Origin of the sequence: Streptomyces sp. NPDC058683, from assembly GCF_042716195.1 — a bacterium.
Classification (GTDB): Bacteria; Actinomycetota; Actinomycetes; order Streptomycetales; family Streptomycetaceae; genus Streptomyces.
Genome location: NZ_JBHXSK010000068.1, coordinates 15,185 through 35,264, shown reverse-complemented (window position 1 = coordinate 35,264; position 20,080 = coordinate 15,185). Strand labels below are relative to the sequence as shown.

The 20,080-nt window shown below is 69.6% G+C and carries 18 protein-coding genes; all 18 read right to left on the bottom strand.

Annotation, left to right across the window (positions count from 1 at the left end):
- Nucleotides 1–99 precede the first annotated feature (99 nt).
- Nucleotides 100–915 carry a F0F1 ATP synthase subunit delta gene (locus ACFWXC_RS46780; RefSeq protein ID WP_384489286.1) on the bottom strand — a complete coding sequence of 272 codons (816 nt, stop codon included), beginning with the start codon at nt 913–915 and terminating at the stop codon, nt 100–102.
- Entirely contained in the window at nt 912–1,457 is a 546-nt protein-coding gene (locus tag ACFWXC_RS46775; RefSeq protein WP_384489284.1) for a F0F1 ATP synthase subunit B, read from the bottom strand. The genes ACFWXC_RS46780 and ACFWXC_RS46775 overlap by 4 nt, the downstream gene beginning before the upstream one ends.
- Before the next feature lie 37 nt (nt 1,458–1,494).
- On the bottom strand, nt 1,495–1,743 hold the full coding sequence (locus tag ACFWXC_RS46770; protein WP_067003022.1) for a F0F1 ATP synthase subunit C: 249 nt from the start codon (nt 1,741–1,743) through the stop codon (nt 1,495–1,497).
- 76 nt (nt 1,744–1,819) lie between these two features.
- Nucleotides 1,820–2,653, bottom strand: a complete 834-nt coding sequence (atpB, locus tag ACFWXC_RS46765) for a F0F1 ATP synthase subunit A (RefSeq protein ID WP_384489281.1) — start codon at nt 2,651–2,653, stop codon at nt 1,820–1,822.
- A 225-nt stretch (nt 2,654–2,878) separates the two neighbouring features.
- A complete protein-coding gene (locus ACFWXC_RS46760; protein WP_384489279.1) occupies nt 2,879–3,310 on the bottom strand; it encodes a hypothetical protein in 432 nt (143 codons plus the stop codon).
- A 312-nt stretch (nt 3,311–3,622) separates the two neighbouring features.
- Nucleotides 3,623–4,999, bottom strand: coding sequence for an MraY family glycosyltransferase (locus ACFWXC_RS46755; protein WP_384489277.1), 1,377 nt, complete (start codon nt 4,997–4,999; stop codon nt 3,623–3,625).
- Nucleotides 5,000–5,124: 125 nt separating this feature from the next.
- Nucleotides 5,125–6,393 carry a serine hydroxymethyltransferase gene (gene glyA, locus ACFWXC_RS46750; protein WP_384489275.1) on the bottom strand — a complete coding sequence of 423 codons (1,269 nt, stop codon included), beginning with the start codon at nt 6,391–6,393 and terminating at the stop codon, nt 5,125–5,127.
- Nucleotides 6,394–6,477: 84 nt separating this feature from the next.
- Entirely contained in the window at nt 6,478–7,161 is a 684-nt protein-coding gene (locus ACFWXC_RS46745; RefSeq protein WP_351710490.1) for a protein-tyrosine-phosphatase, read from the bottom strand.
- Nucleotides 7,158–7,805, bottom strand: coding sequence for an L-threonylcarbamoyladenylate synthase (locus ACFWXC_RS46740; RefSeq protein ID WP_351710488.1), 648 nt, complete (start codon nt 7,803–7,805; stop codon nt 7,158–7,160). Before ACFWXC_RS46740 ends, ACFWXC_RS46745 begins: the two co-directional genes overlap by 4 nt.
- A 79-nt stretch (nt 7,806–7,884) precedes the next feature.
- On the bottom strand, nt 7,885–8,730 hold the full coding sequence (gene prmC / locus ACFWXC_RS46735) for a peptide chain release factor N(5)-glutamine methyltransferase (RefSeq protein WP_362575517.1): 846 nt from the start codon (nt 8,728–8,730) through the stop codon (nt 7,885–7,887).
- A gap of 35 nt (nt 8,731–8,765) precedes the next feature.
- Nucleotides 8,766–9,842: a peptide chain release factor 1 gene (gene prfA / locus ACFWXC_RS46730; RefSeq protein ID WP_384489272.1), complete on the bottom strand. Its 1,077-nt coding sequence runs from the start codon at nt 9,840–9,842 to the stop codon at nt 8,766–8,768.
- A 107-nt stretch (nt 9,843–9,949) separates the two neighbouring features.
- Nucleotides 9,950–10,174: a 50S ribosomal protein L31 gene (gene rpmE / locus ACFWXC_RS46725; protein WP_190206740.1), complete on the bottom strand. Its 225-nt coding sequence runs from the start codon at nt 10,172–10,174 to the stop codon at nt 9,950–9,952.
- A 249-nt stretch (nt 10,175–10,423) separates the two neighbouring features.
- On the bottom strand, nt 10,424–11,560 hold the full coding sequence (locus ACFWXC_RS46720) for an LCP family protein (RefSeq protein ID WP_384489270.1): 1,137 nt from the start codon (nt 11,558–11,560) through the stop codon (nt 10,424–10,426).
- Nucleotides 11,561–11,778: 218 nt separating this feature from the next.
- Entirely contained in the window at nt 11,779–13,620 is a 1,842-nt protein-coding gene (locus ACFWXC_RS46715; RefSeq protein ID WP_384489268.1) for a trypsin-like serine protease, read from the bottom strand.
- A 150-nt stretch (nt 13,621–13,770) separates the two neighbouring features.
- Nucleotides 13,771–15,810, bottom strand: a complete 2,040-nt coding sequence (gene rho / locus ACFWXC_RS46710) for a transcription termination factor Rho (protein WP_384489266.1) — start codon at nt 15,808–15,810, stop codon at nt 13,771–13,773.
- A gap of 404 nt (nt 15,811–16,214) precedes the next feature.
- On the bottom strand, nt 16,215–17,144 hold the full coding sequence (gene thrB, locus ACFWXC_RS46705; protein WP_384489264.1) for a homoserine kinase: 930 nt from the start codon (nt 17,142–17,144) through the stop codon (nt 16,215–16,217).
- Between the two features lie 375 nt (nt 17,145–17,519).
- Nucleotides 17,520–18,578 (bottom strand): threonine synthase, encoded by a 1,059-nt coding sequence (thrC, locus tag ACFWXC_RS46700; RefSeq protein ID WP_384489262.1) that lies wholly within the window; start codon nt 18,576–18,578, stop codon nt 17,520–17,522.
- A 6-nt stretch (nt 18,579–18,584) separates the two neighbouring features.
- Entirely contained in the window at nt 18,585–19,877 is a 1,293-nt protein-coding gene (locus ACFWXC_RS46695) for a homoserine dehydrogenase (protein ID WP_384489260.1), read from the bottom strand.
- Nucleotides 19,878–20,080: the final 203 nt, after the last annotated feature.

Sequence of the window (20,080 nt, the reverse complement as noted above, 5' to 3'; positions counted from 1 at the left end):
TTCACTTGGGGGGTCTGGGGGCGACCCCCAGGATTCTTCATGTACGGCCCAACCCGGGCCGTCGTAAGTTCGTACTGCTTGTTCTCGACTACCGAGGTGCTAGCTCGCCATGCGGCGGGCCGCGTCCTCCAGCCGGTCCGCGATGGAACCGTTGATGACCTCGTCACCGACCTGCACCCGGATCCCGCCGACGACCTCGGGGTCGACGTCGAGGTTGAGGTGCATCGTGCGGCCGTAGAGCTTCGCGAGGGCGGCGCCCAGGCGCCGCTTCTGCGGGTCGCTCAGCGGAACCGCCGAGGTGACGATGGCGACGACGCGGCTGCGGCGCTCCGCGGCGAGCTTGGAGAGGGCGTCGAGGCCCGCTTCCAGGCTACGTCCCCGCGGCGCGGTCACAAGGCGCGTGACCAGACGCTCGGTGACCTGCTTGGCACGGCCGCCGAGCAGCCGGTGCAGCAGTTCGGTCTTGGCCGCGGTGGTGGCCTTGCGGTCGGTGAGCGCGGCGCGCAGCTCGGTGCTGGAGGAGACGATCCGGCCGAAGCGGAACAGCTCGTCCTCGACGTCGTCCAGCGTGCCCGACTTCTCCGCGGCCGTGAGGTCGGCGGTGTTCGCCAGCTCCTCCAGCGCGTCCACCAGGTCGCGGGGCTGCGACCAGCGGGACCGGACCAGGCCGGACACCACGTCGACGGTGGACTCGCCGACCTGGCCGCCGATCAGGCGCCGGACCAGCTCGGCCTTGGCCTCGCCGGACTGCGCCGGGTCGGTGAGGACCCGGCGCAGGCCGCCCTCGCGGTCGAGCAGCGTGGTGACGGCCGCCAGCTCGTCCGCGAGCCGCGTCGCGTCCACGGACGTCGTGTCCGTCAGCGCGTCGAGACGCGTCCGTGCGGCTGCCAGTGCGTCGCGGCTCGCTCCGTTCATCGGGCCGCCTCGGCCTTCTCCTCAAGCTCGTCGAGGAAGCGGTCGATCACGCGGCTCTGCCGGGCGTGGTCCTCCAGGGACTCGCCGACGAGCTTGCCGGCCAGGTCGGTGGCCAGCTGGCCGACGTCCTGACGCAGCGACTGCGCGGCGGACTTGCGGTCGGCCTCGATCTGGGCGTGACCGGCGGCGACGATCTCCTCACGCTGCCGCTGGCCCTCGGCGCGCATGTCGGCGATGAGGGTGGCGCCCTGCTCCTGAGCCTCCTGGCGCAGGCGCGCGGCCTCGTGCCGAGCCTCGGCCAGCTGCGCCTTGTACTGCTCAAGGACGCTCTGGGCCTCGGTCTGCGCGGCCTCGGCCTTCTCGATACCGCCCTCGATCGCCTCGCGGCGCTGCTCCAGAACCTTGTTGATGTTCGGAAGGAGCTTCTTGGCGAGGAAGCCGAAGACGATGACGAAGGCGATGAGGCCGATGACGAGCTCTGGGATCGGCGGGATGAGGGGGTTCTCGGCCTCCTCCGCCGCCAGCTGAACCAGGGGGCTCATATCAGTGCCTTTCGTCTGAACGTGCGCTGCGGTCGGGTCAGGAGGCCGGGTAGACGAACGGCATGACCAGACCGATCAGGGCGAGCGCCTCACAGAAGGCGAAGCCGAGGATCTGGTTGGCGCGGATCAGGCCGGCCGCCTCGGGCTGGCGGGCGAGGGCCTGGGTGCCGTTACCGAAGATGATGCCGACGCCGACGCCCGGGCCGATCGCGGCGAGGCCGTAACCGATGGAGCCGAGGTTGCCCTTGATCTGGACAGCGGCCAGGGTCTCGTGCAGAACGGACATGCCGGTTCTTCCTTCTCTTTCAATGACCGGTGGGGGTTGGCCACCGGATGCCTGGGGTGGGTGGTCGGGTTGGCGCTCAGTGGGACTCGGCGAGCGCGCCCTGGATGAAGCTGCAGGTCAGCAGTACGAAGACGTATGCCTGGACAGCCTGGATGAAGAGCTCGAAGGCGGTCATCACGAGGACCATCACGAACGAGACACCGGAGTAGGCGATGCCGACGCCGTTGAGCATGTACCAGCTGGCAACGGTGAAGAGCAGCAGCAGGGTGTGGCCGGCGAACATGTTCGCGAAGAGCCGGACGGCGTGAGTGAAGGGCCGCACGAGCAGGTTCGAGAAGAGCTCGATCGTCATCGACAGCGGGAGGACCGCGCCGAGCGACTTGTCGTAGCCGGTGAAGTTCTTGAAGGCCCCGACGAAACCGTGCCGCTTGAAGGTCAGCGAGACCCACAGGATGTAGACGATCGCGGCCAGGGCGGCGGGGTACGAGATGATCGCGGTCACCGGGAACTGGGCGATCGGGATGATCGACCAGATGTTCATCATCCAGATGAAGAAGAAGAGCGAGACGACGAGCGGGACGTACTTCTCGCCTTCCTTCTTGCCGATGGTCTCGTAGACGACACCGCGGCGGACGAAGTCGTATCCGGCCTCGGCCACCATCTGGAGCTTGCCCGGGACGACCTTCGGCCTGGCGAAGGCGGCCCAGAAGAAGCCGACGACGATGATCGACCCGAGCAGCGCCAGCAGCATCGTCTTGTTGAAGTACACGGTGCTGTCCGCGTCGCCCCAAAGCGGCTTGAACAGGAACGAGTGCAGGCCCGGAGCGACCGTGTCGAAACCGCACCCGTCGTTTCCGAACAGGTGACAGCTCGTGTCGAAAGCGAGCGTCTGCATCGGGTCAGCACTCACCGCGGGCTCCTTCAGCGTGGCGCATAGGTACGGCAACCTCGTTGTGTCGGCGCGGCGCATGGCCGCGGTTCGGCACGGGACTGGTGTTACGGATGTGGGGGCGGCTGGGGGGCATCTCGCCTCGCGATTGAGCAGGCGTCAGCTCAGATGCCCGCGCCCGCGATGCCGCAGTTGGCACCGGACGATAGCAGCATCTCTCGTGAGCCTTTATCCCGGGCCTACCTCTCACGACGAGTGCCCGGCCTTCTCGGACTTCTCGGACTTCTCCGGCTCGACATAGAGGATCTTGGCCTTCATGTGGGCGCGGGTCTGTGCGGCGATCCACGCGAGCGTGGCGATCACCAGCACGAAGGCGAAGGCTCGGGGATTGAACAGCGTCGTGTTCTTGAACGCGGCCATGAAGACGACCATCAGCAGAAGCTGGGCCGCGTAGAGCATCAGGCCCATCATCTGGAAGAGCTGCGGCATGGATTTGGCCGTGCGCTGCAGAACGTAGAGACCGATCCCCATGAAGAGGATCACGAGCACCGTCGCGACGACGGCTCCGATCGCCCCCTTGCCGCCCGCGACGACCGCGCTGACGACGGCAGCGAGCACGCCGACGGCGGCCGTGGGTACGGCGGCCTGGGCCAGGTTCCGGGCGTCATTGGACGGCATGGCGGCAACTCCGCTTTCACAGGGGGCAGGTGTCGTCATGGACGAGCGTAGTCCCGGTCGGAGGGTCGAAGACCTCACGCTGACGGGCCGACGCAGTCGGGTCCGTCGACTCTGTCCCGGGTTCTCGTGAACCGTATCACAAACTATTTGATGAGGTCTTTACCTGGTAGGTGTGCTCGCTGTCACACATGAGAGTGAACATGCGCGTCTGAGCGAAAACCGAGCCGTTGTGTCTGGTATTAGGGGTCTTTGCTCCCCCACGACTTGGCAATGCTCTAGTCAGATTCTTACCTTGCGAGGGTTGGCGCGGGGTCAGCGCGAGGTTTCGGAGGTGTGCCGGTCCAGGATGCGCGACCGGGGGCCGATGGCCGTCGCACCGTTGACCCGGGCCACTCCGGCGGTCACCGCGGGACGGTGCCCGTCACACGGTTCCTCGGCCTTCTCCGGCGCACCGGGGACGGCCGCCTGGGCAGCCTCGGCAGCAGTCGCGGCCGCCGGCTCGGCGGCCTCCGGAGCGGGCCCGCGGCGCCGGTAGCGCGGCGGCACGAACCGCTGGCCCCACACCGGCACGCGCGGGGTGAACCGCGGCAGCAGAAGCAGCCCCAGGCCGATCGCGCTGAGGAAGACCACGCCGAGCACGATCCACATGGACGCGGAGTTCACCGAGTACGCCAGCGCCCCGAAGCCGATCAGCGCCGACCAGAAGTACATGATCAGCACGGCCCTGCTGTGCGAGTGGCCGATCTCCAGGAGCCGGTGGTGCAGGTGCCCGCGGTCGGCGGCGAACGGCGACTGGCCGCGCCAGGTGCGCCGCACGATCGCCAGCACCAGGTCGGCGGCCGGCACCGCGATGATGGTCAGCGGCAGCAGCAGCGGGATGTAGACCGGAACCATCTGGTGCACGGCGTTGCGCTCGGACCCGGCGAACAGGTTCATCACGTCCGGGTCGAGCTGGCCTGTGATCGAGATCGCACCGGCGGCCAGCACCAGGCCGATCAGCATCGAGCCGGAGTCGCCCATGAAGATCCGCGCCGGATGGATGTTGTGCGGCAGGAAACCCAGGCACATGCCCATCAGGATCGCCGAGAACAGCGTGGCCGGGGCGGCGGCCTCGATGCCGTAGGAGTACCAGATCCGGTACGCGTACATGAAGAACGCCGCGGCCGCGATGCACACCATGCCGGAGGCCAGGCCGTCCAGGCCGTCGACGAAGTTGACCGCGTTGATGGTGATGACCACCAGGGCCACCGTCAGCAGGGTGCCCTGCCACGGGGTCAGGGCGACCGTGCCGACGCCCGGGATGGGCAGCCACAGGATCGTCAGACCCTGCATGACCATGACGCCCGCGGCGATCATCTGACCGCCCAGCTTGATCAGGGCGTCGATCTCGAACTTGTCGTCGAGCACACCGATCAGCCAGATCAGCGCGGCGCCGGAGAGCAGCGCCCTCGGCTCGTTCGACTTCTCGAAGACCTCGTTGAGGTTGGTCAGGTGGTCGGCGACCAGCAGACCCGCGCACAGCCCGAAGAACATCGCGATCCCGCCGAGCCGCGGAGTGGGCTCCCGGTGCACGTCACGGGCCCGGATCTCCGGCATGGCCCCGGCCACGATCGCGAACTTCCGCACCGGCCCTGTCAGCAGATACGTCACCGCGGCCGTGATGCAGAGCGTCAGCAGGTATTCACGCACAGGCTTCCCCACAGGTCTCGCTGGCCATCACAGCCCCACACCCTAGCGACGGTCGCATATGTATGGGGACTTCCGGGTAGCGACGATGGTTGCACGTGTGGCTGTGAGGTGGGCGTACAACGGCTCTACGACGCTGCGCCTACCCCGTCTCCACCGGGATACGGCGGAAATCTACCGGTGAGCTCGCGCACCTCGTCACGCACCCTCCCCGGGTCCGTCCCACCGCGCAGCACCTCCCCCAGCAGATCCGCGATCCGGGTCATCTCCCCCGCCTCCATGCCCTGTGTGGTCACGGCGGCGGTGCCCAGCCGCAGGCCGCGCGCATCCCCGTGCGGCAGGGCGCAGCTGTCCAGGACGATCCCGGCGGCGACGAGCCGGCCCCGGGCGGTACGCCCGTCGACGCCGAGGGGTGCGGGGTCGACGGTGATCAGATGGGTGTCCGTGCCCCCCGTCGTGACCACCAGCCCCTGGTCCGCAAGGGCGGCCGCGAGAACCCTCGCATTGGCGACCACCTGATGGGCGTACACGGTGAACGCCGGTGTTGCCGCCTCCCCGAACGCGACCGCCTTGGCGGCGATGGTGTGCATCTGCGCGCCGCCCTGTGTGAAAGGGAACACAGCCCGGTCGAGGCGCTCGGCCAGGCCGGGCGAACCGCACAGGAGCATCCCGCCGCGCGGCCCGCGCAGCACCTTGTGTGTGGTCGCGCACACCACATCGGCGTACGGCACCGGGTTCGGCGCCGCGCCCCCGGCCACCAGCCCGATGGGATGGGCGGCGTCGGCGATCAGATACGCGCCCACCTCGTCGGCGACCGCGCGGAAGAAGGCGTAGTCGATGTGCCGGGGATAGGCGATGGACCCGCACACGATCGCCTTGGGCCGGTGGGACCGGGCCAGCGCCCGCACCTGGTCGTAGTCGATGAGCCCGCTCTCCGCGTCCACCCCGTACCCGACGAAGTCGAACCAGCGGCCGGAGAAGTTGGCCGGCGAGCCGTGCGTGAGATGACCGCCGTAGGGCAGCCCGAGGGCGAGCACGGTGTCGCCGGGGCGCAGCAGGGCCGCGTAGGCGGCCAGGACGGCGGACGACCCGGAATGGGACTGCACATTGGCGTGCGCGGCGCCGAACAGGGCCTTGGCACGGTCCACGGCGAGCCGCTCGGCGACGTCCACGATCTCGCAGCCGCCGTGGTGCCGGGCGCCCGGATACCCCTCGGCGTACTTGTTGGCGAGCGGCGAGCCGAGGGCGGCCAGCACGGCCGGGGAGGAGAAGTTCTCGGCGGCGATCAGCTGCAACGACGTCGACTGCCGGGCCAGCTCCCCCAGCAGGATCTCCGCCAGCTCCGGATCCTGCCGGCGCAGCAGATCGGCCTCGACGAGGGTAGGGCTGACCGGCATGACGGGCTCCGGGCGGTCGACGGTGACGTACGTCCAATGTAGGCCCGGGGTGGGTGGGGTGCGCGGTGTGTACGGCGCCTCGGGCTACATCCGCGCCGGGACGCCCGTCAGCGCCGTGACCACGGGGTCCAGGGCCTCGTGTATCTCGTCGCCGATGGAACGGAAGAACGGCAGCGGGGCGCCGTACGGGTCGTAGACCTCGTCCGCCTCCGCCGTGGGGGCCAGCAGCCATCCGCGCAGCGCGGCCGCCGCACGGACCAGCGCACGGGCACGGATGACCACGCCCTCGTGCAGCGGGGGCAGGGTCGCCGGGTCGATCGCGCGGACCAGGCGGGTGAACTCCTTCAGCGTGAAGGTGCGCAGGCCCGCCGAGTGGCCCATGGAGATGACCTGGGCGCGGTGGTCACGGGTGGCGGTCAGCACCAGGTCGGCGCGGATGACGTGCTCGTCGAGCAGCTCGCGCCCCACGAACCCGGTCGCGTCCGCGCCGAAGTCGGCCAGGACCGCCTCCGCGTTGGCCTCCATGGGCGCGCCCTCATGGCCCCAGGTGCCCGCGCTCTCCACGATCAGCCCGCCGCCCAGAAAGGTGCCGAGCCGGTCCGTCACGAGATGGCGGGTCAGCCGCTCGGTGATCGGCGAGCGGCACACGTTGCCGGTGCTGACGTGGAGGATGCGGAAGCTGTCGCGCGGAAGCCCCACGAACGTGGTCGTGATCTCCGATGCGCGCTCCCCGTTGCCTATGCCACGCCCCGCGTCAGGGGCTGTCAATTCGCCACCTCGAGGTCGGGTACGACCTTGCGCAGCTCCTCTGCCGAGATCGCGCCCGCGCGCAGCAGCAGCGGCACCTCACGGCTGACGTCGACGATCGACGAGGGGACGTTGCCCGGGGTCGGACCGCCGTCGAGGTAGACGGAGACGGAGTCGCCGAGCATCTCCTGCGCGGCGTCACAGGTCTCCGGGGACGGGTGGCCGGTGAGGTTGGCGGAGGAGACGGCCATCGGGCCGACCTCGGTGAGCAGTTCGATGGCGACCGGGTGCAGGGGCATGCGCACGGCGACCGTGCCCCGGGTGTCGCCGAGGTCCCACTGGAGGGACGGCTGATGCCTGGCGACCAGGGTGAGGGCGCCCGGCCAGAACGCGTCGACCAGCTCCCAGGCCAGCTCGGAGAAGTCGGTGACGAGCCCGTGCAGCGTGTTCGGGGACCCGATCAGCACCGGCGTGGGCATGTTGCGGCCCCGGCCCTTGGCGTCGAGCAGGTCGGAGACCGCCTCCGCGGTGAACGCGTCGGCGCCGATGCCGTACACCGTGTCCGTGGGCAGCACCACCAGTTCGCCCCGGCGGACGGCGGACGCGGCTTCGCGCAGACCCGTCGCGCGGTCGGTCGCGTCGTTGGTGTCGTATCGCCGTGCCATGTCTAGCGGGCCTCCTCGTACACGAAGTACACGTACGTCCGGGACTCCCGGGAGTCCCGGGGATCAGTCTGGGGGGTGCTCACGGCAGCGCCTTGCGGGCGGTCGCGAAGCGGGGGCGGTTGTTGAGGTCCGGGTGGTCGGCCGCGTCGGCCCAGCCCCGCTCCTCGGTGAAGATCCACGGCACCTGGCCGCCCTGGGTGTCGGCGTGCTCGATGACGACGACACCGCCGGGGCGCAGCAGCCGGTGCGCGGTGCGTTCGATGCCCCGGATGAGGTCGAGGCCGTCCTCACCGGAGAACAGGGCCAGCTCCGGGTCGTAGTCGCGCGCCTCGGGGGCGACGTACTCCCACTCGGTGAGCGGGATGTACGGCGGGTTGGAGATCACCAGGTCGACATGGCCGTCGAGGTCGTGGAAGGCGTCCAGAGCGTCTCCCTGGCGCAGGTCGACCCGGGAGCCCGCCACGTTCTTGCGGGTCCACTGGAGCGCCTCCTCAGACAGCTCCACGGCGTGCACGCGCGAGCGCGGGACCTCCTGGGCGAGGGCGAGCGCGATGGCGCCGGAGCCGGTGCACAGGTCGACGATGCACGGCTCGACCACGTCCATGGCGCGTACGGCGTCTATGGCCCAGCCGACGACGGACTCGGTCTCCGGGCGCGGTACGAAGACGCCCGGACCCACCTGGAGTTCGAGGTAGCGGAAGTAGGCCCGCCCGGTGATGTGCTGGAGCGGCTCGCGCTGCTCCCGCCGGGCGATGACCTCCCAGTAGCGGGCGTCGAAGTCGGAGTCCTTGACGGAGTGCAGCGCGCCCCGCTTCACGCCGTGCACGAACGCGGCGAGCTCCTCCGCGTCGTTGCGCGGCGAGGGCACGCCGGCGTCGGCCAGCCGCTGGGTGGCCTGGGCCACCTCGGCGAGCAGCAGGTTCACGCTGGTCCTCCGTGTCGTACTCAGTCGTGCATGCCTTACGCGGCCGCGAGCTTCGCGGCCGAGTCCGCGTCGACGCAGGCCTGGATCACCGCGTCGAGTTCGCCGTCCAGGACCTGGTCCAAGTTGTACGCCTTGAAGCCGACTCGGTGGTCCGAGATGCGATTCTCCGGGAAGTTGTACGTGCGGATCTTCTCGGAGCGGTCGACGGTGCGGACCTGGCTGCGGCGGGCGTCGGCGGCTTCCTTCTCCGCCTCCTCCTGCGCCGCGGCGAGCAGCCTGGAGCGCAGGATACGCATCGCCTGCTCCTTGTTCTGCAGCTGGCTCTTCTCGTTCTGGCAGGAGGCGACCACTCCGGTGGGAATGTGCGTGATGCGCACCGCGGAGTCGGTCGTGTTGACGGACTGCCCGCCGGGTCCCGAGGAGCGGTAGACGTCGATGCGGAGGTCGTTGGGGTTGATCTCGACGTCGACCTCCTCGGCCTCGGGGGTGACGAGAACGCCCGCGGCCGAGGTGTGGATACGGCCCTGCGACTCGGTCGCCGGCACGCGCTGCACGCGGTGCACGCCGCCCTCGTACTTCAGCCGGGCCCAGACGCCCTGCCCGGGCTCGGTGGCACCCTGGCCGCCCTTGGTCTTCACGGCGACCTGGACGTCCTTGTAGCCGCCCAGCTCGGACTCGGTGGCGTCGATGATCTCGGTCTTCCAGCCGACCCGCTCGGCGTACCGCAGGTACATGCGCAGCAGGTCACCGGCGAACAGGGCCGACTCGTCGCCGCCCGCGCCCGCCTTGACCTCCAGGATGACGTCCTTGTCGTCGTTGGGGTCACGCGGGACCAGCAGCAGGCGCAGCTTCTCGGTGAGCTCGTCGCGCTGCTTGTCCAGCTCCTTGACCTCGGCGGCGAAGTCGGGGTCGTCGGCGGCCAGTTCACGCGCGGTCTCGATGTCGTCGCCGGTCTGCTTCCAGGAGCGGTACGTGCCGACGATCGGGGTGAGTTCGGCGTAGCGCTTGTTCAGCTTGCGCGCGTTGGCCTGGTCGGCGTGGACCGACGGGTCGGCGAGCTTCTTCTCCAGGTCGGCGTGCTCGACGACGAGTTCCTCGACGGCCTCGAACATTTTTGGGCTCCTGATACTGCGTACGGAAGGGAAGGCGGGCGACCAAAAACGCCGGTCCCGGGCGCGCCCCGTAGGGACACGGCCGTGGACCGGCGAAGTGGGGCTCGCTACTTCTTGGAGCCGGCGGCAGCCTTGCCGAAGCGGGCCTCGAAGCGGGCCACACGGCCACCGGTGTCGAGGATCTTCTGCTTGCCCGTGTAGAACGGGTGGCACTCGGAGCAGACCTCAGCCCGGATGGTGCCGGACTGGATGGTGCTACGGGTGGTGAACGACGCGCCACAGGTGCAGCTGACCTGCGTCTCGACGTACTCGGGGTGGATCTCGCGCTTCAAGGTGTCTCCTAGATTTCGGGAGGGCACCGGGTCGCTGCCGCGGGCTGCGGGGCGTGAACCGGGGCCGACGTACCAGTCTGCCAGGGCTGGCCGCATACCCCAAAACCGGGGGCACTGGTGATCTATTCCCCTTCGGGCGAGTGGGGGCTGGTCTCGCAGTTCCCCGCGCCCCTCAATGCGGGTCCGCCGGTCCCACCTGTCTTCAGGGGCGCGGGGAACTGCGCGACAGGCCACGACGGCGCCGCACCCTCACGACGACGTCACGACCCCCTTGGCCTGCCCCGTCGCCGTGCCCTTCGTGGCGCTCGCCGGGATCGGCCTGTCGTTCTTCAGGGCCGTCCAGACCAGCTTCGCCTTCGCCTCGGCCACGATCACCCGGTTCGGGTTCGCCGGGTCGTACTCGACCGGCATGGTGACCATGCGCATGTTCTTGGAGCCGATGGACTTCAGGCCGTTCGCGAAGTCGACCAGGGAGTTCACCGAGCCCAGGTCGGAGTCGGTGGTGACCGTCGTCGTCGCGGTGTCGGCCAGGTCGTACAGCTTCTTGGGGCTGGTGAAGACGCCCACCTGCTTGACCTGGTTGATCAGAGCCTTGACGAACGCCTGCTGGAGCTGGATGCGGCCCAGGTCGGAGCCGTCGCCGACGCCGTGCCGAGTGCGGACCAGGCCGAGCGCCTGCTCGCCGTCGAGCTTGTGCTCGCCGGCCTTGAGGTCGAGGTGGCTCTGCGGGTCGTCGATGCTCTTGGTCGTGGTGACCGTGACCCCGCCCAGCTCGTCGACGAGCTTCTGGAAGCCCGAGAAGTCGACCTCCAGGTAGTGGTCCATGCGGATGCCGGTGACCGACTCGACGGTCTTGACCGCGCAGGTCGCGCCGCCCGTGGAGTACGCGGAGTTGAACATCACGTCGGTGGCCGCGTCGTGCGTGACACCGTTCGCGTCCGTGCAGGACGGGCGGTCGATCAGGGTGTCCCGGGGGACGGAGACCACGCCGGCCCGCTTGTGGCCCTGGTAGACGTGGACGATCATCGCCGTGTCGGATCGGGCGCTGCCGTCGTCCGCGCCGCCGCCGAGCTTCTTGTTGGCCCCGGAGCGCGTGTCCGAGCCGAGGACCAGGATGTTCTCGGAGCCGTTGTCGACCTTGGTGGGCCGGTCGCTGCCGAGCGCCTGGTTGATGTCGACGGTCCTGAGGTTGCCGTTGAGCTTGAAGTACACGTAACCGAGTCCGGTGCCGCCGAGAACGAGGATGCCGGCCGCCGTCCAGGCCGTGACCCGGAGCGCCCTGCGGCCCGTGCCGGGGGCCTTGCGGCGGCGGCCCCTGCCCCGGCGGCCCGGGACTGTCGGACCGGCCTCGGGTATCGCGGGCTCCGGCGTGCTCTCGGCAGACATGGGCTCCTCTGTTCTCGTACGACTGCTCGGTTACCCCCTGCTTTCAGGGTCAGGCCCGGCGTACCAGGATCATCGGCACGTACCGGACCATCGTCGCTCCGCCTGGTCAGACGGCGAAACTCGGGAAAGGGTTGCACAACGCAGTGTGCCCACCGCGTAGGGCGATGGGCACACCGTGTCACCGGGCAAGTAGGGGCGAACCCCGCTCACCAGGTATTTCAGCCGAAGATGTCGTACTGCTGGAAACCGGTACCGAGCGACTTCCTTGTGCCGAAGATCTCACTGGTCGCCTTGCCGGTGCCCGGGTAGAGGTACAGCGTGCCGCCGGTCGTACGGGCCAGCAGGTCGGCCTTGCCGTCGCCGGTCATGTCGCCGACCGCGGCCAGGGTGTTGAAGCCGGTCCAGGCGGAGCGGACCTTCACCCGCGCCGAGAAGAGGCCGGTGCCGGACTTGCCGGTGCCCTTGTACAGGTAGAGGTCGCCGCCGCTGCTCTTGCGGGCCAGCAGGTCGGCCTTGCCGTCGCCGTTGAAGTCGCCGACGCCGCGCAGCTGGTTGTACTGGCTCCAGCCGGTGCCGACCTTGACGCGGGTGCCGAAGGTGCCGTTGCCCTTGCCCGGGTACAGCCACAGGACACCGGCGGAGTCCTCGGACAGCACGTCGGGCAGGTAGTCGCCGGTGAGGTCACCGGGGATGACGGTGGCCTTGCGGGTCTTCCAGTTGGTGAAGATCTTCTTCGAGACCCAGGAGCCGCTGGTCTGGGCGCTGTTCAGCGCGAAGTGGTCCCAGTAGATGTCACCGGTGGAGGCCACCCGGTAGACCAGGTCCTGGAAGCCGTCCCGGTTGAGGTCGGCCTGGAGGATGACGTTGACGCCGGTCCAGTCGCCCCAGGAGGCACGGGAGGCGAGCGAGGTGCCCTTCGAGTCCAGCTCGTAGCCGACGTGGGTCGACGACTTGCGGGCGAACAGGTCGGCCTTGCCGTCGTTGAGATTGTTGAACAGGCTCAGGTTGGTGTCGGTGATCTGCGCGTAGGCGGCACCGACGTAGGTGCTGACCTTCGTGAAGACGCTGTAGGCGCCCTTGGCGACACAGTCCTCGACGCCCCAGGAGACCACGCCGACGATCCGGCCGCCGACGACCAGCGGGCCGCCGGAGTCGCCGTTGCAGGCGGAGGTGGTACCGGTGTCGGAGCCGGTGGCGGGCTTGCCGGCGCAGACCATGTGGCCCTTGACGATGTCGCTGCCGTAGGCGTTCGTGCAGGCGGTGTCGGACTGGACCGGCAGCGTGGCCGTCTTCAGCGTCTCGGAGATGTCCTCCGAGGTGGAGCTGGTGCGGCCCCAGCCGTAGACCTTGGCGCTGGTGTTCGCCTTGTAGGAGGCCGTGTCGGTGTTGGTCGTCAGCTTGATCGGCGTGGCCTTGACCGGGACGGCCAGGGTGAGCACGGCGATGTCGTTGTTGGGGACGCCGTTGGTCGACACGGTGTACGACGGGTGGTTCCACTGGCGCAGGACGCCGGTGGCGGTGCCGCCGTGCAGGTTGGCGGTGCCGTCGGCGTTGCTGGTGGGCAGCGAGGCGGTGCCGGTGACGACCGCGGAGTCGGTGGTGCTCCACTTGAAGCCCTTGACGCAGTGCGCGGCAGTGAGGATCTTCGTGGGCGAGATGACCGAGCCACCGCAGAAGAAGCCGACGTCGTCGCTGGTGCTGGTGGTGCCCTTGTCGTCGTAGTACCAGAGCTGCGCCATCCACGGCGCCGAGGAGATGGTGGTCGTACCGCCACCGATGATCTTCGGCGAGACAGCCGAACCGCTCGCGGTGGCGGTCGACTTCTTCGTGGACGTCGTCCCGCTGTCGGCGGTGATCGCACGGGCGATCCGCTGGTTCAGGACGGCCTGCGACGTCGTGCTGACGGACGGCTTGACCGTAGGCACCGGCAGGGTGGCCGCATTGGCGGAGGTCGAGATCAGCGCGGCGGTGACGGCCGCGGCGACACCGGCCGCGGCGACGGGCAGCGCGAACCGTATCCGACGTCTGTGCCGACCACTCCCGGACGTGGGTGTACCCACCTAAGTCCCCCCTCGGGATCAGGATTTCGAGATTCGGTCAACTGACCGAAGGGCGAGATCCTACACCGAGGAGAGAAACGAAAAGGGCCGCACCCCGCGATTGCGAGGAACGGCCCTTCGAGCGTCCTGAAAGGGCGCGGGCTTTGTCGACTAGTCCCCGTTACCGGGAGTCGGCGTCGTCTTCTGAATCTGCATCAGGAACTCGGCATTCGACTTCGTCTGCTTCATCTTGTCGAGCAGCAGCTCGACGGCCTGCTGCTGGTCGAGGGCGTGCAGCACACGGCGCAGCTTCCAGACGATGGCGAGCTCGTCGGGGGCGAGCAGGATCTCTTCCTTACGGGTGCCGGACGCGTCGACGTCCACCGCCGGGAAGATCCTCTTGTCCGCGAGCTTCCGGTCGAGCTTCAGCTCGGCGTTACCCGTGCCCTTGAACTCCTCGAAGATCACCTCGTCCATGCGGGACCCGGTGTCCACAAGGGCGGTGGCGAGGATCGTGAGAGATCCGCCGTCCTCGATGTTGCGGGCCGCACCGAAGAAGCGCTTCGGCGGGTACAGGGCGGTCGAGTCGACACCACCGGACAGGATGCGGCCGGAGGCCGGCGCGGCCAGGTTGTACGCACGGCCCAGACGCGTGATCGAGTCGAGCAGCACGACGACGTCGTGGCCCAGCTCCACCAGACGCTTGGCGCGCTCGATCGCCAGCTCGGCGACCGTGGTGTGGTCCTCGGCCGGGCGGTCGAAGGTCGAGGAGATGACCTCGCCCTTCACCGACCGCTGCATGTCGGTGACCTCTTCCGGACGCTCGTCGACGAGGACGACCATCAGGTGGCACTCGGGGTTGTTGTGCGTGATCGCGTTGGCGATCGCCTGCATGATCATGGTCTTGCCGGTCTTCGGCGGGGCCACGATCAGACCGCGCTGGCCCTTACCGATCGGCGCGACGAGGTCGATGATGCGGGTGGTCAGCACGCCCGGGTCGGTCTCCAGACGGAGCCGGTCCTGCGGGTACAGCGGCGTCAGCTTGTTGAACTCCGGGCGGCCACGGCCCTGTTCGGGCGCCATGCCGTTGACGGAGTCCAGGCGCACGAGCGCGTTGAACTTCTCGCGGCGCTCGCCCTCCTTGGGCTGGCGGACCGCACCGGTGACGTGGTCACCCTTGCGCAGGCCGCTCTTGCGGACCTGGGCGAGGGAGACGTACACGTCGTTCGGGCCCGGCAGGTAGCCGGAGGTCCGGATGAACGCGTAGTTGTCGAGGATGTCCAGGATGCCCGCGACGGGGATCAGGACGTCGTCGTCGGCGACCTGCGGCTCGGCACCGCCGATCTCGTCGCGGCCACGACGGCCCCGGCGGTCCCGGTAACGGCCGCGACGGCCACGGCGGCCGCCGTCGAAGTCGTCGTCGTCCTGCGGGCCGGCGTTGCGGTCCTGGCGGCCGCCGCTCTGCTGCTGCGGCTGCTGCTGACGGTCCCGGTCCTGGCGGTCGCGGTCCTGACGGTCCTGACGGCCGCCCTGGCCGGCGCCCGGCTGCTCGTCGCCCTTGCCGCGCCGGTCGCGGTCCCGGCCGCGCTCGCGGCGGTCACGGCGGCCGCGGCCCTCGCCGTCGGCGTCGCCCTGCGGCTGCGCGGCGGGCGTCTCGGCCTTCGGCTCGCTCTTCGCCTCGGCGACGACGGTCTCGGCGCCGCTCGCGGTGGGGCTGCCGGCCTCGGCGGTGGCCCGGCGACGGCGGCGCTCGGCCGGCGCGTCCTCGCCGCCACGCTCGGCGTCGCGGGCGGTGCCGCCGGCGGGCTGGCCGGGGATCTCGATCTGCTGCTGGGCCACGGCCTGCTCGGCGGGGGCCTCGGCGGCCTGCTCCGCCTGCTTCTCGGCGACCTCGCCGCCGGTACGGGCCTTGGAGGTGGCCCGGCGCTTCGGCTTGGTCTCGGTGGCGCTCTCGGCGGCCTTGGGGGCGGCGCCCCCACCGGCCTGCGCCTCCTTGATGACCTCGATCAGCTGGCTCTTGCGCATCCGCGCCGTGCCCCTGATACCGAGGCCGGATGCGACCTGCTGAAGCTCTGCCAGCACCATGCCCTCGAGGCCGGTACCGCGGCGCCGCCGGGAGCCGGCACCGGTGGCAGGCGCGGAGGCGTCCGTGGCGGGCGCGGCAGCGGTCTCCTCGACACGTGCGCCCATCAGATCGGTGGTGTCGCTCACGAAGGGTCCTTCCCTGGAGCGGACGTCGGCCTGTCTGGCTCGGCGACCGGTTGTGCTGTCCGGCTGCGGTCCTTGCTGTGTGGACCGTGCCGGGGCGGTGGTCCGCCTAAGCGGCGGAGAGGATTTCTGGTGACGGCGCTTCCTCAGCCGTGGCACCCGGTGTCACGTGGCGTGGTAGCACCAATTCCGAAGCGTGCCCAGCGGCCCGCTCAATGTCCGCGTACGGCGTACTGCCCAGGTACGACATACGAAACGCTGAGTGGCTTGGGAGACTCCCGGAAGAATGTCTGTCCCGGACGGGGACACGAAGCACCTCGCCATGGTGGGGTCGGGTGCAGACTTGAGGTTAACACTACCGGATCCAACAAACATTCCCCCTCTCCAAATCCGGCAACCGTGCGCAGTTAAATGTCACTGGAGGGCGCAAGCGGCAGCACGCTCGCTCCCTGTACATCGAGTTTCAGCCGGTTGGCGGCCCACTCCGAGCCTGCCAGGGCTTCGATCTTGTCGGCGCTCGCGGCGTCGGCCAGCGCCATGACGGTGGGTCCGGCGCCGGAGATCACGGCCGGGATGCCGTCGGCGCGCAGCCGCTCCACCAGCGCCGCGCTCTCCGGCATGGCCGGTGCGCGGTACTCCTGGTGGAGACGGTCCTCGGTGGCGGGCAACAGCAGCTCGGGGCGCCTGGTGAGGGCCTCGACGAGCAGGGCGGCACGGCCCGCGTTGGCGGCGGCGTCGACGTGCGGCACGGTGCGCGGGAGCAGTCCGCGCGCGGTCTCGGTGAGGACCGGCTTCCCGGGCACGAAAACCACCGGAACGATGGAATCGGCAGGCTCCATCCTGATCGCCCGGGCGGCACCGGACTCCATCCAGGAGAGCGTGAAGCCGCCCAGCAGACAGGCCGCGACGTTGTCGGGGTGGCCCTCGATCTCGGTGGCCAGTTCGAGGAGCGCGGCGTCGTCGAGCCTGGCCTCGCCACCTATGGTCACGGCACGCGCGGCGACGATGCCGGCGCAGATGGCGGCGGAGGAGGAGCCCAGGCCGCGACCGTGCGGGATGCGGTTGGCGCACACGATCTCCAGGCCGCGGGGCTGTCCACCCAGCAGGTCGAAGGCGGTGCGCAGGGAGCGTACGAGGAGGTGGCTCTCGTCACGCGGCAGCGTCTCGCTGCCCTCACCCGCGATGTCGATGTGCAGCCCGGAGTCGGCCACCCGTACGACGACATCGTCGTAGAGCCCCAGCGCGAGGCCCAGGGCATCGAAGCCCGGACCGAGGTTGGCGCTGGTGGCGGGGGTGCGCACCCGGACGGCGGCGGCGCGGAACGCTGGACCGGCCATCGCTCGATGACTCTCCTTGAGCTGCGTGATGGTCGAATGACACTCGATAGGTACCTGAGGGAACCTCGGGCCGCGGAGGCGGCACGGCACCGCGCCATATACGCAGGCATATGCAGCGGGCGGGTTCGGTACAGCCTATCGAAGGAAGGTTCTGTCGCGACATAGGGCGCACAGGAGGCGCACGATGCGTGTCGTAAGCCCCCCGTGCCCCCTCCTTAGGGAGTCCCCTGTTTAGGACGCCGCGGTCTGTTCACCGGTTGCCCGCCGAGGGTTGGCCGAGCGTTGCCCGGGCGCCGCTCGCACGGCTCCCGGGCCCGGCTCGTGCGACTCCCGGGCGCCGCTCGTACGGTTCCCGGGCGCCGCTCCAGTGGTTCTCTAGGCGAGACCGAGCCGCTCGGCCGCGGCGGCCGCGTCGACCGGCACGGTGACCGGCTGCGGGGCGCCGGCGACGGCCCAGTCGGGGTCCTTCAGGCCGTTGCCGGTGACCGTGCAGACGATGCGCTGGCCCGGGTCGACCTTGCCCTGCTCGGCGGCCTTGAGCAGACCGGCCACGGAGGCGGCGGAGGCGGGCTCCACGAAGACACCCTCCTGAGCGGCCAACAGCCGGTAGGCGCGCAGGATCTCACGGTCCGTCACCTCGTCGATGAAGCCCCCGGACTCGTCCCGGGCCGCGAGCGCGAACTGCCAGGAGGCGGGGTTGCCGATCCGGATCGCGGTGGCGATGGTCGAGGGGTCCTTGACGATCTCGCCGCGCACGATGGGCGCGGAACCGGAGGCCTGGAATCCCCACATCCGGGGGGTCCCGGCGGCGATCCCGTCCGCGGCGTACTCCTTGTAACCCTTCCAGTACGCGGTGATGTTGCCCGCGTTGCCGACCGGCAGGACGTGGATGTCGGGCGCGTCGCCCAGCATGTCCACGATCTCGAAGGCGGCCGTCTTCTGCCCCTCGATGCGCACCGGGTTGACCGAATTGACCAGCGCCACCGGGTAGTTCTCGCTCAGGTTGCGGGCGAGAGTGAGGCAGTCGTCGAAGTTGCCGTCGACCTGGAGGATCTTCGCGCCGTGCACGAGGGCCTGGCCCATCTTGCCGAGCGCGATCTTGCCCCGCGGGACGAGCACGGCCGAGACCATGCCGGCCCGCACGGCGTAGGCCGCGGCGGAGGCGGAGGTGTTGCCGGTGGAGGCGCAGATGACCGCCTGCGCGCCCTCCTCCTTGGCCTTGCTGATGGCCATGGTCATACCGCGGTCCTTGAAGGACCCGGTGGGGTTGGCACCCTCCACCTTCAGGTGGACCTCGCACCCCGTGCGCTCGGAGAGCACCTGCGCGGGCACGAGGGGCGTGCCGCCCTCGCGGAGCGTCACGACCGGCGTGGTGTCGGAGACGGGCAGCCGGTCCCGGTACTCCTCGATGATTCCGCGCCACTGGTGGGTCATTGCTGGTTACTCTCCTTCAACCCGCATGATGCTGGCGACACCCCGCACGGTGTCGAGCTTGCGCAGCGCCTCGACGGTCCCGGAGAGGGAGGCGTCGGAGGCCCGGTGGGTGACGACGACGAGGGAGGCCTCGCCGTCCTTGCCCTGCTGGCGAACCGTATCGATGGAAACCCCGTGCTCGGCGAACACGGTGGCCACCTGGGCGAGAACACCCGGTTTGTCGGCGACGTCGAGGCTGATGTGGTAGCGCGTGACGACGTCGCCCATCGGCGACACGGGCAGGGCTGCGTACGCCGACTCGCCGGGCCCCGTTGCCCCGCTGAGCCGGTTGCGGCAGACGGCGACCAGGTCGCCGAGGACCGCGGAGGCGGTCGGGGCGCCGCCGGCGCCGGGACCGTAGAACATCAGCTGGCCGGACGCGTCCGACTCGACGAAGACGGCGTTGTACGCGCCGCGCACGGAGGCGAGCGGGTGGGTCAGCGGAATCATCGCGGGGTGCACGCGCGCGGTGACGGAGCCGCCGTCCGCCGCCCGCTCGCAGATGGCGAGCAGCTTGATGGTGCAGCCCATGTTCTTGGCGGAGGCGAAGTCGGAGGCGGTGACCTCGGTCATGCCCTCGCGGTAGACGTCGTCGAGGCGCACCCGCGAGTGGAAGGCGATCCCGGCGAGGATGGCGGCCTTGGCGGCGGCGTCGAAACCCTCGACGTCGGCGGTGGGGTCGGCTTCCGCGTACCCGAGCGCGGTGGCCTCGTCGAGGGCCTCCTGATAACCGGCCCCCGTCGAGTCCATCTTGTCGAGGATGAAATTGGTGGTCCCGTTGACGATCCCGAGCACCCGGTTGACCTTGTCGCCGGCGAGGGACTCGCGCAGCGGCCGGATCAGCGGGATGGCACCGGCGACGGCGGCCTCGTAGTAGAGGTCCTTGCCGTTCTGCTCGGCGACCGCGTGCAGGGCCGCGCCGTCCTGGGCGAGCAGCGCCTTGTTGGCGGAGACGACGGAGGCGCCGTGCTCGAAGGCGGTGGTGATGAGGGTGCGGGCGGGCTCGATGCCTCCGATGACCTCGACGACGACGTCGATGTCCCCCCGCTTGACCAGGGCGGTCGCGTCCGTGGTGACCAGACCCGGGTCGATGCCCTCACGCACCTTGGAGGGCCGTCGTACGGCGACCCCGGCCAGTTCGATCGGGGCACCGATCCGCTGTGCGAGGTCGTCGGCGTGCGTCGTCATGATGCGCGCCACCTCTGAGCCGACAACCCCACAGCCCAGCAGCGCCACCTTCAGCGGACGCGTACGCATCATCCGACCTCGTTTCCTCATACCGTCTACGGTTGGACCAGTCTCACTCACCGGACGGGAGTTTCTACCCTTCGTCCGGATCGTGAGACATCTATTTCATTTTGCGGAGGTGGCAGACAGGAGATCTTCCGCCTGTGCCATCCGGGTCATCCGTCTTTGTCATCCGGGTCGTCGGATGCCATCCGAGAATGCCGTCCGATGCCGTC

Coding starts and splice junctions, on each gene's coding strand:
- ACFWXC_RS46770 (WP_067003022.1), bottom strand. CDS start 1,743: ATGTCCGTTCTGCACGAGACCCTGGCCGCTGTCCAGATCAAGGGCAAC.
- ACFWXC_RS46720 (WP_384489270.1), bottom strand. CDS start 11,560: ATGTCTGCCGAGAGCACGCCGGAGCCCGCGATACCCGAGGCCGGTCCG.
- ACFWXC_RS46780 (WP_384489286.1), bottom strand. CDS start 915: ATGAACGGAGCGAGCCGCGACGCACTGGCAGCCGCACGGACGCGTCTC.
- glyA (WP_384489275.1), bottom strand. CDS start 6,393: ATGCCGGTCAGCCCTACCCTCGTCGAGGCCGATCTGCTGCGCCGGCAG.
- ACFWXC_RS46775 (WP_384489284.1), bottom strand. CDS start 1,457: ATGAGCCCCCTGGTTCAGCTGGCGGCGGAGGAGGCCGAGAACCCCCTC.
- ACFWXC_RS46740 (WP_351710488.1), bottom strand. CDS start 7,805: ATGGCACGGCGATACGACACCAACGACGCGACCGACCGCGCGACGGGT.
- ACFWXC_RS46760 (WP_384489279.1), bottom strand. CDS start 3,310: ATGCCGTCCAATGACGCCCGGAACCTGGCCCAGGCCGCCGTACCCACG.
- thrC (WP_384489262.1), bottom strand. CDS start 18,578: ATGACCCACCAGTGGCGCGGAATCATCGAGGAGTACCGGGACCGGCTG.
- ACFWXC_RS46695 (WP_384489260.1), bottom strand. CDS start 19,877: ATGATGCGTACGCGTCCGCTGAAGGTGGCGCTGCTGGGCTGTGGGGTT.
- prfA (WP_384489272.1), bottom strand. CDS start 9,842: ATGTTCGAGGCCGTCGAGGAACTCGTCGTCGAGCACGCCGACCTGGAG.
- thrB (WP_384489264.1), bottom strand. CDS start 17,144: ATGGCCGGTCCAGCGTTCCGCGCCGCCGCCGTCCGGGTGCGCACCCCC.